The sequence below is a fragment of the Polaribacter sp. KT25b genome (genome assembly GCF_900105145.1).
Classification (GTDB): Bacteria; Bacteroidota; Bacteroidia; order Flavobacteriales; family Flavobacteriaceae; genus Polaribacter.
The window spans coordinates 3,935,245-3,951,460 of the sequence record NZ_LT629752.1 but is presented as its reverse complement, the minus strand read 5'-3'; the positions used below and the strand labels follow the sequence as shown (position 1 = coordinate 3,951,460).

9 protein-coding genes are annotated in these 16,216 nt (G+C 31.6%); all 9 read right to left on the bottom strand.

Translation table 11 applies throughout. The features are described from left to right. On the bottom strand, positions 1 to 711 hold a 711-nt coding region (locus BLT70_RS17290; RefSeq protein WP_172824441.1), incomplete at its 3' end, for a glycoside hydrolase family 97 N-terminal domain-containing protein. Positions 712 to 734: 23 nt separating this feature from the next. Further along, complete coding sequence (locus BLT70_RS17080; protein ID WP_091897253.1) at positions 735 to 2,312, bottom strand: arylsulfatase; 1,578 nt, start codon at positions 2,310 to 2,312, stop codon at positions 735 to 737. A 21-nt stretch (positions 2,313 to 2,333) separates the two neighbouring features. Further along, the gene (locus tag BLT70_RS17075) at positions 2,334 to 3,797 is read right to left on the bottom strand and encodes an arylsulfatase (protein ID WP_091897250.1); all 1,464 of its coding nucleotides are present in this window, start codon (positions 3,795 to 3,797) and stop codon (positions 2,334 to 2,336) included. A gap of 43 nt (positions 3,798 to 3,840) precedes the next feature. Next, positions 3,841 to 5,460 (bottom strand): glycoside hydrolase family 172 protein, encoded by a 1,620-nt coding sequence (locus BLT70_RS17070; protein WP_197678371.1) that lies wholly within the window; start codon positions 5,458 to 5,460, stop codon positions 3,841 to 3,843. Positions 5,461 to 5,870: 410 nt separating this feature from the next. Next, positions 5,871 to 7,523 (bottom strand): T9SS type A sorting domain-containing protein, encoded by a 1,653-nt coding sequence (locus BLT70_RS17065; RefSeq protein WP_091897247.1) that lies wholly within the window; start codon positions 7,521 to 7,523, stop codon positions 5,871 to 5,873. Positions 7,524 to 7,541: 18 nt separating this feature from the next. Then, the gene (locus BLT70_RS17060; protein ID WP_172824440.1) at positions 7,542 to 9,074 is read right to left on the bottom strand and encodes a T9SS type A sorting domain-containing protein; all 1,533 of its coding nucleotides are present in this window, start codon (positions 9,072 to 9,074) and stop codon (positions 7,542 to 7,544) included. A 506-nt stretch (positions 9,075 to 9,580) separates the two neighbouring features. Then, on the bottom strand, positions 9,581 to 11,731 hold the full coding sequence (locus BLT70_RS17055) for a glycosyl hydrolase (RefSeq protein WP_091897242.1): 2,151 nt from the start codon (positions 11,729 to 11,731) through the stop codon (positions 9,581 to 9,583). A gap of 49 nt (positions 11,732 to 11,780) precedes the next feature. Then, positions 11,781 to 13,952 (bottom strand): glycosyl hydrolase, encoded by a 2,172-nt coding sequence (locus BLT70_RS17050; protein WP_091897239.1) that lies wholly within the window; start codon positions 13,950 to 13,952, stop codon positions 11,781 to 11,783. A 48-nt stretch (positions 13,953 to 14,000) separates the two neighbouring features. Further along, positions 14,001 to 16,145, bottom strand: a complete 2,145-nt coding sequence (locus BLT70_RS17045) for an alpha/beta hydrolase fold domain-containing protein (RefSeq protein WP_091897236.1) — start codon at positions 16,143 to 16,145, stop codon at positions 14,001 to 14,003. Positions 16,146 to 16,216 lie beyond the last annotated feature (71 nt).

Here is a 16,216-nt window from a genome sequence, read left to right as displayed (position 1 = left end):
TGTTACTTTTGTGCCTTTTAATTTTACTTTGTTTGTAGCAGCAAGCACCTTTTTGTCTTTATTAAACTTAAATTTTATGGTACCAAATTCTGGTGCAACATATAAATCTGATTCTAATAATGACAAATACGAAGTTTTAGAATTCTCAACCACCAAAGGAGTCATTAATCTTGGTTGCTTTTTAACTTTTGTCAAATTTTCGATAGAAAAAGGTCCTAATGGCGGATTTTCTCCATTCGGAGAATACAATTCATTAGAGCTATTCAAAATATATTCACAATAAAAAATTGCTTCGTTTCCTTCTTTAAATCCTTCTATTTCATACCTAAAACCAACACCATTATTAAAAACACGTACATATAATTTTGCTTTTACTTCTTCTAATAAAACATCTAAAACAAGTTCATTATACTCATTTTTAATTTCACTAAACTGCCCCCAAACAGGTTTCCAATTGGTATTATTAGCGTTTAAAGAACTATTTGTAATTTCTGCAAGTACATTTGGTAGTATAGAAATTTCAGAGTTTTTTACAAGTTCCTTGCCGTTTTTAAAAAGCGCATAAGTTACCTTACCTTCTGTATTTTTTATGATTACAGATGTATTACCATCAGAAGATTCTACTGAAAAATCAGTATTACTTTTGCTACATCCAATTATGGTAACAAAAAGAACAAGAAAAGATATACTAAATTTGATTTTTAATGTCATATGTACAAATAGATTTAATTTTTTCAGTTTATTATTTTTTCAATCTGTTTCCAACCTTCCATACCTTCATTTGTTTGAACAACTCCTTCAGTACTTCTTCCTTCTAAAATAATTTTCTTTAAAGCTGCTTTTAATTCTGCTGCTTTTTTAGGATTACTGGCAATTAAATTTTTAGTTTCTGAAACATCTTCTTTAATATTAAACAATTGCATTGCAGGTAAATCTAATTTTTTCTTTTTTATCTCTTGAGGTTTAGGATAACTCCAACCAGCAGAACCTTGCGTTAGACACAATTTCCAATCTCCTTGTTTTATTGCAAATGAACCATCTATTGAGTGATAAATTATATATTCTCTTATTTCTTTTGTTTTTTTATTCGTCAGTAATGGCAACATACTGTAACTATCTTCACCTTCTGTATCTTTAATTTTATAACCCGAAATATCTGCACAAGTTGCAAAAAAATCTGTTGTACCAATTGTGATATCTGTACTTATATTTTTTAAAGCATGGTTTGGCCACTCTACAATAAAAGGTACATGATGCCCTCCTTCATAAATATCTGCTTTCATTCCTCTAAAGACATAACTTGGGTCGTGATTAAATTTTTCTAATTCTTTAAAATTTGCTTTCGGAGAACAGCCATTATCACTAGTAAAAACCAACAATGTATTTTCTGAAATCCCTAAATCTTTTAATTTTTTTCTAACTTGACCAACTACATCATCTACTTGCATCACAAAATCTCCATACTTATTTGTTTTACTTTTTCCTAAAAATTCATCCGAAGGTAAAATAGGTGTATGTGGTGCTGGTAAAGGAAGATATAAAAAGAAAGGATCGTTTCTATTTGCTTTGTCACCTATATAATTAAGAGCTCTATCTGTTAAATCTTGTAATACTGTTTGATGTACAAAATCATCTGAAGTTGGTCCTTTTCTCCACACTCCCTTAGAATCTTTATTTACTGTCATTTTTGTAGGTACCATTGTTGGCATGTCATTTTCTACATATACATAAGGCGGCATATCTAGCGAACCACAGAAACCAAATGAATAATCGAAACCATGTGTAGATGGGCCATTTTGAATAGGTTTTGTATAATCTACATCTTGTATTGTATGTAAGTTATTGATGGTTTCTTTTGGCTCGCCATTAAAAGCCCAATCCCACCCCATGTGCCATTTACCAATATAGGCAGTTGTATAGCCTTGGTTTTTTAGCACATCTGCAACTGTTGTTCTGTCTGGTGTAATTAATGATTTTGAATACCCTCCTAAAACTCCACTTTTTAAGCTACTTCTCCAATTATAACGACCTGTTAAAATACCATATCTTGTTGGTGTACAAACAGCAGAAGAGGTATGTGCATCTGTAAACATTACTCCATTAGACGCCATTTTGTCTAAATTTACAGTTGGTATTTTACTCTCTGGATTAAAACTACTCACATCTCCATACCCTAAATCGTCAGCAAGAATGTAAATGATATTTGGTTTTTTAGAAACTACTTTTTCGTCTTTTGTTTTTACTTTAGAACTACTGCAAGCAGAAAAAAATAGTAAGGAAATTACTAGTAAATGACAACTATACTTATTCATTTTATATTTAATTTTAAAAAATTATTTTCTTTTTTTTAATGCTAATACTCTTGTTTCTAAAGGGAATTCTGCATTTTCTGTTCTTACATTTTTCAAAATCGAAAGCATTTCTTTTAGTTTCTCTGGATTTTGTTTTGCAAGATTATTTTGTTCGCCAAGGTCTAATGATAAATTGTATAATTCTGGTTCTTTTTCTAGCAACCAAACTAATTTCCAATCTCCTTGTCTTATGGCCTGTATTGGTCCTTGACGCTCGTTAAACTCCCAATATAAATATTCGTGTTCTTTTTGATTTTTTGTTTTCCCCATTAATTCCGGAGCAAAAGAAATTCCGTTGATATCTTTATTTTCTGGAGTAACACCTGCTAAGTCACAAACTGTTGGTAAAAAATCCCAAAAAGCAGAAATATGTTCGCTTTTAGTGGAAGGAGCAATTTTTCCTGGATATCTCGCAATTAAAGGCACTCTAATTCCTCCTTCATACAAATCGCGTTTACCTCCTCTTAAATCTCCGTTGCTATTAAAAAACTTGTCTCTTTTTTCAAATTCCGGACCATTATCACTAGAAAAGAAAACGATGGTATTATCATCGATACCAAGTTCTTTTAATTTGTCTAACAACCTACCAATATCCCTATCCATACGAGAAACCATACCCGCATACGTAGTATTTCCTTCCGGGTCATTTTTATAATGCCCTTTTGTATTCATTTTACGTTTTGGCCATCCTAAATTTAAATATTGTTCTTTTGATTCTTCCGGAACTGTTATCTCTAAATGAGGAATTGTTAATGCTATGTATAGAAAAAACGGATTATCTTTTTCTCTTTCCACATAACTAAGCGCTTCATTTACAAATACATCATGTGTATATTTTCCTTGTTTTAACAAAGGCTTATTTCCTTTTAAAACATAAGGTTCATTGTTACGATATAAGGTATCTGCATAATAATGATGTGCTTGTCCGTGTTTTTTGTATCCTAAGAAATAATCGAATCCATGCTCTGACGGAAAATTCCCATTGGTATTTCCTTCGGATAAACCCCATTTACCAATAACCGCTGTTTTATAACCTACTTTTTTAAGTTCATTGCCAACCGTTTTTTCGTATCTTTTTAAGTTGACAGGTTTTCCACTATTGGTCCAAACTGGGTTTCCTCTAACCGATGCATGTCCTTGATCATAACCTGTTAGTAAACTTGCACGAGATGGCATACACACTGTAGAACCTGAATAATGATTGGTAAAAATTATTCCCTCAGCAGCCATTCTATCTAAATTTGGAGTTTTAATTTTAGTTTGACCATAAGGACCAATATCTGCATATCCTAAATCGTCTGCCAGAATATAAATAATATTTGGTTTTTTAGCGACTTCCTTAACTTCTGTTTTATCAGCTGCTTTATTTTCTTTTATTGTTTTACAACTTGTAAAAGACACTGAAGCAATTAACGTTATTAATAGAAGCTTTAACTTGGTTTTCATTCGATTATTATTTATATAATATTCATTTTAAGTATTTAAAAAATTACCAACTAGGAAATATTAATACTTGTTCTGGCACAGGTTTTACATTGGCAGTAGAATTTGCATCTCCATACCAATACATTCCTAATGTGTATTGCATATCGCAATCTGCCCAACTCCAAACTTCCATATCTAGTTGTAAAGAACTACTAAAAGGCATTCCGTCTAATGCTCTTGTTCTGGTTTCTGTGCTATAACCTAAAGTATTTCGCTCAGTAGTAGTTTTTCTGTTTAACTTATTGTAGACATTGCTACGAGGTTGCGCATGAAATGGATGTTCATAGAAATCGGTACTAATTCCTCCCCAAGAATATGCATAATAATCTTCGGTGCCTGTACCAAATATAGATGGAAATTTTTCTCCATCAACATAAATTTTTTCATCGCCTTCTCCCCACCATTTTTCTTCAGGATTCATAACGGTAAGAGCATCTCCAACATACACACCTCTTCCTTTTATGGTGATATAATTCCAATCTGAAAAAGGTCGTGTTGCTACAGGATATTGCTGACGATAACCTGCATGAAAGTACATAGAGTTCTCACTCCATTTCCAAGATGCAACTTTGGTTTTTAATTTAAAATCGACAGCCGTTTCGCCTAAATTAACAATGGTAATTTTTGCTTCTTTTTGATATGGCATTACCCATCTGCTAGACAAAGTACCATCTTCTGCTACAGTTCTGTACCAACCTTTAAAAGGATGTAAACCTACTCCTGTTCCAAAGAAATCGCCTATTGGAGACCAAACTGTTTCTTTTCCATCAAAATTTATTTTGATGATTACCGAACGTGTAACACTAGAATCTTGATAACTTTTTAACTTTAATGCCAAGTTTTTTAAAGCTGCTTCTCCTTTTTCTAACTCAAAAACCTTTTCTTCATTTGGGTTTAATTGATAAAAATCGGTACCTTTATCAAACTCCTTTTTATCTTCAGATTGCAAAAGTGTTGCAGCAACCTCATCAATAGTCGGTTTTGCTAGTTTATAATCTTCTAATGTAAATGTTTTTACAGCTGTTTCAGCAAGATATTCTCTGTACGTAAACTGATAAAAAAAAGGACGTTCTGTAACGGTAATTTTACAACTTTTTGCATACGGAATTGGGAAAAATGAAACTGCCGAACGTAAAGATTTATGCGCTAACGGAAAAGGTATTAACCCATCTCCATTTAATAAATCTAACATATTTCCTTCTAAAGCTGGCGTGTCTGAACCGTCTAAATAAAATTTAATAATGCTGTTTGTTTTAGAATTCTTAGGATTTCTAAAAGGCATCCAAGTACGTACAATCGCTCCAGGTCCTTTATGATCCATCATCACCCATTCTTTTTGCCCGTTTTTTTCTTCGATTCGAATAAAATTATAATCTTTATTATTGTTATTATGGTCTTTATTATTAAACCATCCTAAGGTATCTTTTGGATTTACGGAAGCTCTATTGTAACTACTTTCTTGTTTTAGTCGAAAATTATCATCTGGAAACTGCGCTATTTTTTCTCTATTCACCATTTCATTTAACAGAGATTCTATGGTAATTTTTTGGTCGACTTTTTCACATGAGAATAAAATCAAGAACATAAAAAAAGATAGTATTTTACTAATAAATTGTTTGTTCATGTTTTAATACTTAAGGTAATTTTTTAAGATAAAATTTTTAGTTTCGTTTTTTAAAAAGTTAACTCAAATATAAAAATATTAGTTGTTATTAGCGGAAACTATTGTTGCAGCAAGTCATTACAAATGTTGCATATTGATAAATTGCAGGTATAGTAGGCTTTTAAAAAACACTACTTGTTGCAAAAGGAGCAATTACTATTGTAAATCTAATAAAAACATTGAATAGAATTCCCCCTTTAATTATCCTTTTATTTGGACTAATTTTTAGAGTTCAATAAAATATTTGAGGTGTCATTTTTTTAATATTTTTACGACTCTAAACAATAACAATTTACTCTACCTATAAATACAAAGCATAAAAAAAGAACATCTTTAAGATGCTCTTTTGTGAATTTAAAACATAATTTTAATTACTCTTTAACTATTTTATAAGTTTTAGAAAAATTAACTCCGTTTAACTTTATCATATAAATACCTTTTGAAAACTTACTTGTATTAATATTGATATCACTTAAATCAGCTTCAACTTTAGTACTTAAAATTTTCTGTCCGTTAATATTATATATCGAGATTGAGTTAAAATCAGCATTCGGAGACGTTATTTTTAAATTGTCTAAAAATGGATTTGGAGACAGATTTACTTTGATATCTTCATAATTTTCTATGGATAATTGTGTAGACTCATACACTTCTACCTCTGCTAAATTCAATGCTGTACCATCTGTAGCATCTGATTCAACTCTAACAATTTGGCCTGATTTATTTACCTCCATAGTAACAGATGGATCTGGATAACTCGTATAAGTTTTAGAAAATGTAATTACTCTATTATTATCCATAACATAGACCGTAAAATTCTCTAGCCTATTTTTACAACAATTATCTGTTCTGTTATATATTCTAATATACCCAATTTCTTTATTTGCACCTAAATCTACTTCCCAATACGGAGGAGTATCATCACCTCTAATAATTGATAATGAATTATCTGCAAGAAGACCGTCTGTAATTCCATCAATCGCTTTATCTGAAGTAGCTCCTGCATATCCAACAGAAGATTGTGTTGCTGTTCCATTAGGAGCAACATTAACTCCTAAATCCTCAATAGTTTCATCTTTTAAATATTTAGACATGTATAGTTCGTTGAGTGCCGTTAATTCACCGCTACCTTTAAAGATATTATTACCAGAATTGTATATAACTAATCCATCTACTTTATTAGCTATAGCAGCATCTATACGTGTTGTTGTACCTCCATCTCTACCAACGCTGTTATTTACTTCAGAATCCCAAACGGGTAAAGGATTAGAAACTCCATTTGTTGTATTGTTATTAGCAGCTGCAATAAACGTAGACCATGAAGAATCATTAGATCCTAAATTGTGACTTGATGCGACTGTAATATATTCTCCTATATTAGAATTATTTAACATATCTATGGATGCAGGAATTCCCCAAGAACAAGGACCTATTAATTCAGGCACATTTGGAATTTGTCCGGCAGTAAAATACGATTCCAAATTTGCTTTAACACCACTATATATTGCATTTATTTGAGCCGCTGTCCACGCACCTCCAGGTCGCCCATCTTCATTAAATGGATTGATCCACTTTAAACCAGGATAATCTAAAGCAAACTGAGAAACAGTACTAATTACTGTAGCAGTTGCTGCAGCATTATTGTTAGTTGCAATAAGATCTGCACTAAGAAGTGTACCACTAGCTATTCTACGTGCACCAGAATCCTGTGCTGGATTTGCATAAATAAGAAAACCTTGTGATTTAGCTTGTGTAAAAAAGTATTGCATTATATCTTTATTATAATCCCAACCTGCAGGAAAAATAGGGAGACGGATACCATTTACTTTCATGGTCGTAAAACCTTTTAGTAAATTATCAGCTTCTTCTTGAGTAGAAATATCCTTCGTAATAAAACGTTGCTTAACATCTCCCAAAACATAATCCATGTCGTTGGTATAAATAGTTTGACTAAACGCAACACTATTCACTCCAATAAACAATAAGATGAAAAATCTTTTAACAATTCTAATATTTAGATACATACTTTCTATTTTAGTTTATTAATTCTTTATCACCTTATATGATTTAGAAAAAGTGTCGCTATTTAATTTTACAAAATAAATACCTTTAGATAATTTACTTGTATTAATATTTATTTCACTTGAATTAGCTTCAACTTTATTACTTAAAACTTTCTGTCCGTTAATATTATATATTGTATAATTATTAAAACTTGAATTTGGAGAAGTTACTTTTAAATTACCTTTAAAAGGGTTTGGAGACAGATTTACTTTAATATCGTTATAACTTTTGGTTGATAATACTTCATCAGAACCAAAAACTTGTACTTCTGCAAGCGTTAATGAACCAGTAGCATTTAACTGAACTTTAACTATTTGCCCTACAATTCCTCCTGCATTAACAATAACTGAAGGGTCAGGAAATGTTGTGAATGTTTGTGTAAAAACTTCTAGACCACTATTATTAATTACAGATACTGTAAAATTAGACATATTTGCCTTACAACAACCATCAGTTCTATTAAACACTTTTATCTCATTTATTGTTTTATTAGACCCTAAATCTACTTGCCACCAAGGGTTTTCTTCATTATTTGTAACTGTAACAGATCCACCTCCATAATTACCATTAATATCATTATCAATGGCTAGTTCCGGTCCTTTGTTATAAGATGGGTTTGTTGATGATTGTGTTGCTGTACCATTTAGTGCTAAATTAACTTTAGGTATTAAATACAATGCCATTGCTTTTTCTCCTGTAGCATTTATAGCACCTGTAGTTAAACTTACAGTATTCCATGAATTGTATAAAACCAAACCATCTACCTTATTTTCAATAGCTCTCTCTAAACGTGTTCCGCCTTTAACGTCATCATCTGGAAACTTATCATTATGATTTACTTCAGAATCCCAAACAGGTAAATTCTCTTTATCTGCTTCAGCAATAAAATCAACCCAAAGATTATGATTAAACCCTAAGTTATGTGTTGAAGCAACGGTAACATATTCTGCAATATCCGTTTTATTAAACATATCTATACCTGCAACAAGTCCCCAAGTACAAGGACCTATTAATTCTGCTCCGTTTAAACCATGCTCATAAAGTCTCTTGTAAATTTCATTGATTTGATTGATACTCCAAGTACTATTGGTTGCTCTTCCGTCTTCATTAAATGGGTTAATCCACTTACAGTCTGGATATTCATTTGAAAATTCGATAACTCTATTCACTAATTCATCTGTTGCAGCTTGAATATTCTTAACAGCAACGTCTTCTCCTTCATTAGCACCATTACCATTAAGCATATTATTTGCGACTCTTTTACCACCACCACCTTGCGCTGGATTTGCAAAAATAACAAAGCCTTGAGCCAAAGCTTGTTCATAAAAATAATCCATCATTGGTTTATTTGGATTTAAATCTACCCCATCAACACCTCTCCCAAAAAGAGGGATACGAATACCGTTGGCTCCCATATTTTTAAACCCTAATAAAAGATTATCTGCTTGCGCTTCTGTTGTAATTGCATTTGTAATAAAAGCTTGTTTAGTATCACCAAGTACGTAATCCATGTCATTCACATACTTTTGACTAAAAGCGCTAAAATTAAAGCAACAGATAATTAATAAAAAAAATATTTTTGTTTTCATTATTTTGTAGTTTTTTGTTATCATTATTTTAAATTCTATGTAAGCTTATCACTTTTAATTACAAAGTATACATCATTTTTTAAGTGTCATAAAAAATAATCTATCCTCTAAAATACAAAATAAACACTTTCTTTCCTTCTAAAATTCTCATTTATGGAGTTCTTTTGTTGCTAAGATAAATGTATAGTTCTGAATTTAAACCAATAGCAAAATACACAAGAAACAAAAAGCAGTATCTAACATACATATATTAGATTTATTTTTTTTAAAGTTTCTTACGTAATATTGAAAATTGAGCAACAATCAATTTCAACATATAGGTATATTATGGCAATTTATCAGGTCAGTATCAACTATTTTAACACTTAAGATTTCTTGGCTTTTAATATTGATTAAACTCAGTAGTAAGTATTATTCTTATAATAAAACTATTCAATAATAATTTTTTTAGTAGCACTCCCTAAATCAGAATTAATTTTAACAAAATATAAACCTCCAGAAAGTTTACTCACATTTATTTCTAAATTTGGCTTTTCTATCTCTTTAACCAATTGTCCGGATGTATTATAGATTGATAATCTTATATTGTTAATTTCTTCTGAAACTGACCAATTAAAAACACCATTTGTTATGACTGTTGGGTACACTGAAAATTTAGGAGCAATAACATTCTTATCCAAAGAAAGTGCTACTCCTTGTTCATAAGTTTCTTGTATATACGCCACTGGTGATTCATGATTTTTATAAAATTCCCCAACTGTATTTAGTACTATCGGATTTCTAACAGACATCACGGTTTGCGCTGAAGTTTCTGATGGCTGCCAAGTAAAAATACAATAACGCTCTATAAAATCAGCATCATCCATCATTTCACAGTACGCCTTAATATTTGTTAATACCTGCGCCTCTGTTTTAGTTTTTTCGTTTGCTGCCCAAATATCTCCATAGTTAAATTCTGTAACCCAAATAGGAACTTGGTATTCATCATAAAAATCTTTTAACCATGCTTTAAAATTAGAAGCTGTCATTATTTTATAATAATGCACCGGTATAAAATCTATACGATAACCTGCCGCTTTTGCTTTCGTCATAAACTCATCAAGCCAAGCTCTTCCTTTTGTACCATCTGTTACAGCAGGAGCTCCCAAACGCAAACCAGATGCTTGTAACGTTGCATATCTTGCAACCGCAACATCTACAGACATATTAGCTTGTTTTTCGCCATCAGGTTCATTAAAAGCTAAATGATGTGTAGTATTCATTTGTTTACCTAGCTTTTCCATTGTAGCAAGACTAGGTGTCCCCCCCCAATTCATTACAACATATTCATTTCCTTCAATATCAGTATCTCCATTACCCCAATCATAAAACCAAGAGGTGTTTAATGCTAACGTTACATCATTAGTACTGCTTTTACCACTTGAACCTTTTTTAAGAGTATCTCGCCAAGGACCTACACGAATAAATGATATTTTCTTGTACAAATCTTCTGTTAAGTTTATTCGTAAATCTTCTTCTGAAGCCACATAGACCTTACTAAATCCTGTACCATTAATATTTTCTGCAAAAGTTACCATATAACCTTTATCTAAAGTAAACGAGGCTATCCAGTCATCATATAGTCCTAAATCTCCATTATAATAACCAACATAAATTTCATGTTCTTCTCCTCCAAAATTATAAGAATTATAAACTTTTAGAACAGGATCATTCACCTGTGATGCAGAAAAAACATCTTGTGCTTCCTTAAGTTCTGCTAATGCATTATCAATTATACTAGCAGCAGAATCACAATCAGAAAGTATAGTATTTCCATTATCAACCACCAATTGAAAAGCATCAATAGCAGCTTGTGGATATTGACTATATTTTTCTCCTACAGATGCTGAACTCAGTAAGTTTTGAGAAGATTGAACAGCATTTGATAATGCTATCCTACTCTCATTAGCTTCGATAACTGTCAAATTATCAAGAAAAACAGTTCCTGAATTACTATACATATAAAGTAGTTTTGTATCCACTTTAGTAAAATCTGTCGTCGTTTCTAAAAATGGAATATTCTCTAATGTTAACTCGCCATCATTATAAAAATCTACTGTTTGGTTATCAAAATCAACATACATTGACAGTGAATAATTCTTATTCTTAGCAAACTTAGCTGTTCCAATAACACCTGCAATATAAGTTCCTGGTATTACGTCTACCATTTCAGTTGCATATTTTATATCTGAAGTTGCCTTACCTAAAGCGATACTCGCAATATATTTTCCATCAGAAGATACTAAGTCCATTTGAAAATTCATAGTATTACGACTTCCTTGAACATCAAAAGATAAAGAACAATTATTAGAAACGGATGCAAAAGTTCGATATGCTGAAGGGGTATTTTGAGCAAGATTAAACTTCAAGTAATCATTTACAACGGTTACACTCCCCGAAGTGCTATATTCTGTCCAACCTTCAGATAAGACTCCTGCTGTGTCAAATGTATCTTCAACTATAGTTTCACAAGAAGTTGTTTGCGCAAAATTATTAATCGCAAAAAGAGAAGCAATTATATATAAGAGTTTTAGTTTCATTTCTTTGTATTATAAGTTTAGTGTTATTTTTTTAACAGAAAAAGAACAATTATTGAATGATAATCTTTTTAGTAAAGTTTCCTAAGTGAGATTCTATTTTAACAATATATAATCCACTAGAGAGTGTTCTTACATCAATTTCTGATTTTAAGCCAACGATTTTTTTTACTAACTGTCCAACAGTAGAATAAATATGTATGGTACTATCTTTAATTTCTTCTGAATATCTTAGGTTAAAAACACCTTCTGTTATTACAGTTGGAAACATTAAAACTTTAGATTTGATCAATGCATCATTTACAGATAATTGTGCTCCTTGTTCATATTCTTCTTGAATGTATGAAGGATTTTGCGAGTCAAGATCTCGATAAAATTGTCCAGTAATATTTAATTCGCCATCAGTAATACCACCAATACCAGAATCTGCTCCAAAGAAATAATACCAATTGTAACGCTCTATAAAGTCTGCGTTTTCAAGTACTTCTGTTAAACCTTTAATATTATTATACCCTTGTTCTACAGTAAGAGGTGCAGAACCCATATTTGGGTTTCCGTAATTATATTCTGTAACCCAAACAGGAAGATCGTATCGGTCATGAAGTGCCTTAAAACGCTCTAAAAAGGTAGACTTAGAACGACGAACATAATCATGTGCTGGTATAAAATCTACTCGATATCCACGTTCTACACAACCGTCCATAAATTCTTTAATCCAAGAACTTTCATTAAAAGAATCACTTGTTGCACTATATTGTACATTCTCTACACCAGGAGCTCCCAATCTAAGCCCAGAAGCTAATAATTTAGGGTAAGCATCTAAAGCCTGTTCTACTGTTAAATTTGATTGATCTTTATTATCTGGTTCATTAAAAGCTAATAAATGATTGAACGACATATTCTGTCCAACTTTTTCCATATTTTCAATTGATGTCCAGTTATCACCCTTACTCCACGACATTGGAACAAATTGAACTCCTTCTGATTTCTGATCAGTTAAACCCCAACTATAATGCCAAGTCGTATTATAATTATCTGCACTACTCCACTTTATATCTCCTCCTAAACTTCCTTTTTTACCTACTGGATACCAAGGACTCACACGTATAAATGAAATAGAACTCTGTAAATCTACAGGCAAATTAATCTCTAAATCATCATCTTGAGCAATATATATTTTACTAAAACCTAAGCCATTAACATCTTGTGCAAAAGTTGCCATATATCCTTTTTCTAAAGTAAAAGAAACACCCCAATCTTCGTATGCACCTAAGCCACCATTATAATAACCACAATAAACTTCGTTTACATCACCTGTAAAATCATAACCACTATACATTTTAAGTACAGGATCATTTACGCTAGTAGTTGCAAAAATATTTTGTGCTGTTTGAAGATCTGAAATAGCAGCATCCATAACACTAGAAGTTGCATCGCAATTAGCAAGTACTACATTTGCATTATCAATAGCTAACTGAAAATTGTCTACAGCAGATTGTGGATATTGGCTGTATTTATCACCTACAATAGCAGCGTTAATTGTATTTTGAGAAGAATCAATTGCATTAGACAACGCTATTCTACTTTCATTAGCTTCAACAATAGTCAAATTATCTAAAAAAGCAGTTCCTGAGTTACTATACATATAAAGTAGTTTTGCATCTACTTTAGCAAAATTTGTAGTTGCTTCCAAAAATGGAATATTCTCTAATGTTAGCACGCCATCGTTATAAAAATCTACTGTCTGATTATCAAAATCAACATACAATGACAGAGAATAATTCTTATTCTTAGCAAACTTAGCTGTTCCTATAACACCTGCAATATAAGTTCCGGGTATTGTATTTACCATTTCAGTTGCATATTTTATATCTGTAGTCGCCTTACCTAAAGCAATACTAGCAATATACTTTCCATCAGAAGATACTAGATCCATCTGAAAATTCATAGTAGTACGACTACCTTGAACATCAAAAGAACAAGAACTGTTATTAGAAACAGGCGTAAAAGTTCTATATGCTGAAGGAGTATTTTGAGCAAGATTAAACTTCAGATAATCATTCACAACGGTTACACTCCCCGAAGTACTATATTCTGTCCAACCTTCTGGTAAGGCTCCTGCTACATCAAAAGTATCATTAACTACATTGCCACAAGAAGTTGTTTGTGCAAAATTGTTAATAGCAAAAAGAAATGCTAGTACATAAAAAAATTTAAGTCTCATTGATTTTAGTTTTAGTTCTATTAGTGATGTATTTTTCTATACTTATAATTATTCAATCAAAAATTTTAAAGTTTTTGATAATTGTTGATCAAACGTTTTTAAAATATAAACACCTTGTTCTAGATTTTTGGTATCAATTTTAATGACATTTGAATCTTTATTTGGGTAAAGTGTTTTCTTTACTACTATTTGACCTAAATAATTTATTATTTGAGTTTCAAGTTTTTCAGAACTAAATTTTGATTTTAATTGTAACGTAAGTGTATCTCCTTTTTTTACAGGATTAGGATACACTGTTATTTGATCATCAATACTAATATCTGTAAGACTTAAACTTTGTTCATTAAGCACTCTGTTTATAAAACCTACCATTTCAATTAAAACATCTTCATATGCAGATTTTCCTTGATTAAAAAAGGCATGTACTTCTCCAGGATATATTACAGCTTCTGCTTGTCCTCCATTTGCATTTATTGCATCCGCAAATAAGGTGCTTTGTGTGTATGAAATCGTGGTATCTGCATCACCATGCATCATTATAGTTGCTGGTGGAGGAGTTCTTAGGTTAAAAATTGGAGAATTTGCAGTTTCACTTGGCACGTTTTGCTTGTACCAATTTCCAACACCAAAATCTCCTGCATCATTTACAAAATCATAAATTCCGTTAAAACCTATAAACCCAATAACATTTGGAAGTTGTTGAGAAGCTAATGCCGCTAAAGGAGTACCAGCAGAACCGCCACTAAAAAATACTTTTGTCATATCAAAATTGTAAGTATCTGCGTTGTCTAAAGCCCATTGATAGGCTGCAGCAATATCTTCCATTGCTAAAGAAAATGTTCCGCTAGAACCAGAACACCTATAGCCAATACCTAAAGTTGCAATACCTAAATTTTCTGCCAAATACTCTCCATGAGGCGAATAAGAACCTGCAGAAGCCTCTGGAGTTCCGCCAGACCAACCACCACCATGTACCCAAAAATGTACAGGTGTTTTTTGAGTTCTATTTGTCGGTAAATTCATTTTTAACCCTAAAGTATGCCCTGCTTGAGGAAAATCTACAGTAGCTATTGATGTTAATTCTATGTTTTCTGAAACACCAAAATCTTTATCCGTTTCAACCAAAAAATTATATTTAGTTCCTTTAGATAAATTAACAGATACATCATCTGTAGATTTAAGACCTTCATTTATTTCTAAGGTTACTAGTCCGTTATAAGGCCAGTTTGTATTAGGAGTAAATTTAAGTGTATTAGACTTTGTTAAAACCCAATTACCAGCAGCTTCAGTTTCACTTTTATTAATATATATTTTTGGAAAAACGGAAGTAGGATCAATTGGTTGATCACAAACAACAGTAATATCTGAATCTACAGACAAATTTGTTCGTTCTGCCGGTAATACTTCTGTTACTGAAAATTTAGCAGTTACAAGTTCTGCGTATTCTGTAGCTAATCTATTATACTCATTTTGAAACGCTGCAGTATCAAGTGATCCATCGTACATTGTTACTTCTACAACTTCTGTATGATTATATGTTTGTGCTCCTGCAACTTCTTCAAAAATATTAAATTTAAGGTCTACATCAGAATTAATATGCATTGTATTTGTAATAGTACCTGTGGTTATAATAGGAGAAGTACTGTCAAAATATTGATAATTTCCAGATGAATCCATTGAAAATCCAAAGAAGAAGTAATCTTCTGCAGGTATTTCATTAGATCCTATATTTACACGTGTGTAATTTGGTCTTCCATAATCAAAACCTATTTTACCATCTTGTAATCTTACAAATCTAATTCCCTTACAGTTAGAAAAACCTCCACTCATATCGTAGTTACCTAACAATGATGCTGGTTTACCTGTTACCTCGTTTTCAGCTTTTCCTACATAAAAAACACTGTAACTATTATCAGAAATATAAGTACTAGAACCTTCTAGTTCAAGAAAAGATCCATCTTTATTAAAAAGAACAGTGGTTTTTCCAGGATACGTTTCTTGCGATTCTTCCGCCCCAAGATTTGTATCACTTTGTGAAGCATCACCATAACCATCTATTTGATTTTCCCAAAGGGTAACAGAACCTAGATTGTCTGCAATGATGCCTTTTGCATTTTCTAGTGAAACTGTTTTTGTTTGACTGAAGCTACTGAAAAAGTAAAAAAGGAAGATAACGATTACTGAAGTTTTCATAATAAATTCTATAATAAGGTTAGATAACTTAATCTTGTTCTTACAAACTTACTTGTTCTTATAGAATTTAT

Excerpts from the sequence above, each read along its gene's own strand:
- BLT70_RS17045 (WP_091897236.1), bottom strand. The coding sequence starts at position 16,145 with ATGAAAACTTCAGTAATCGTTATCTTCCTTTTTTACTTTTTCAGTAGC.
- BLT70_RS17080 (WP_091897253.1), bottom strand. The coding sequence starts at position 2,312 with ATGAATAAGTATAGTTGTCATTTACTAGTAATTTCCTTACTATTTTTT.
- BLT70_RS17060 (WP_172824440.1), bottom strand. The coding sequence starts at position 9,074 with ATGGATTACGTACTTGGTGATACTAAACAAGCTTTTATTACAAATGCA.
- BLT70_RS17070 (WP_197678371.1), bottom strand. The coding sequence starts at position 5,460 with ATGAACAAACAATTTATTAGTAAAATACTATCTTTTTTTATGTTCTTG.
- BLT70_RS17050 (WP_091897239.1), bottom strand. The coding sequence starts at position 13,952 with ATGAGACTTAAATTTTTTTATGTACTAGCATTTCTTTTTGCTATTAAC.
- BLT70_RS17075 (WP_091897250.1), bottom strand. The coding sequence starts at position 3,797 with ATGAAAACCAAGTTAAAGCTTCTATTAATAACGTTAATTGCTTCAGTG.
- BLT70_RS17065 (WP_091897247.1), bottom strand. The coding sequence starts at position 7,523 with ATGTATCTAAATATTAGAATTGTTAAAAGATTTTTCATCTTATTGTTT.
- BLT70_RS17055 (WP_091897242.1), bottom strand. The coding sequence starts at position 11,731 with ATGAAACTAAAACTCTTATATATAATTGCTTCTCTTTTTGCGATTAAT.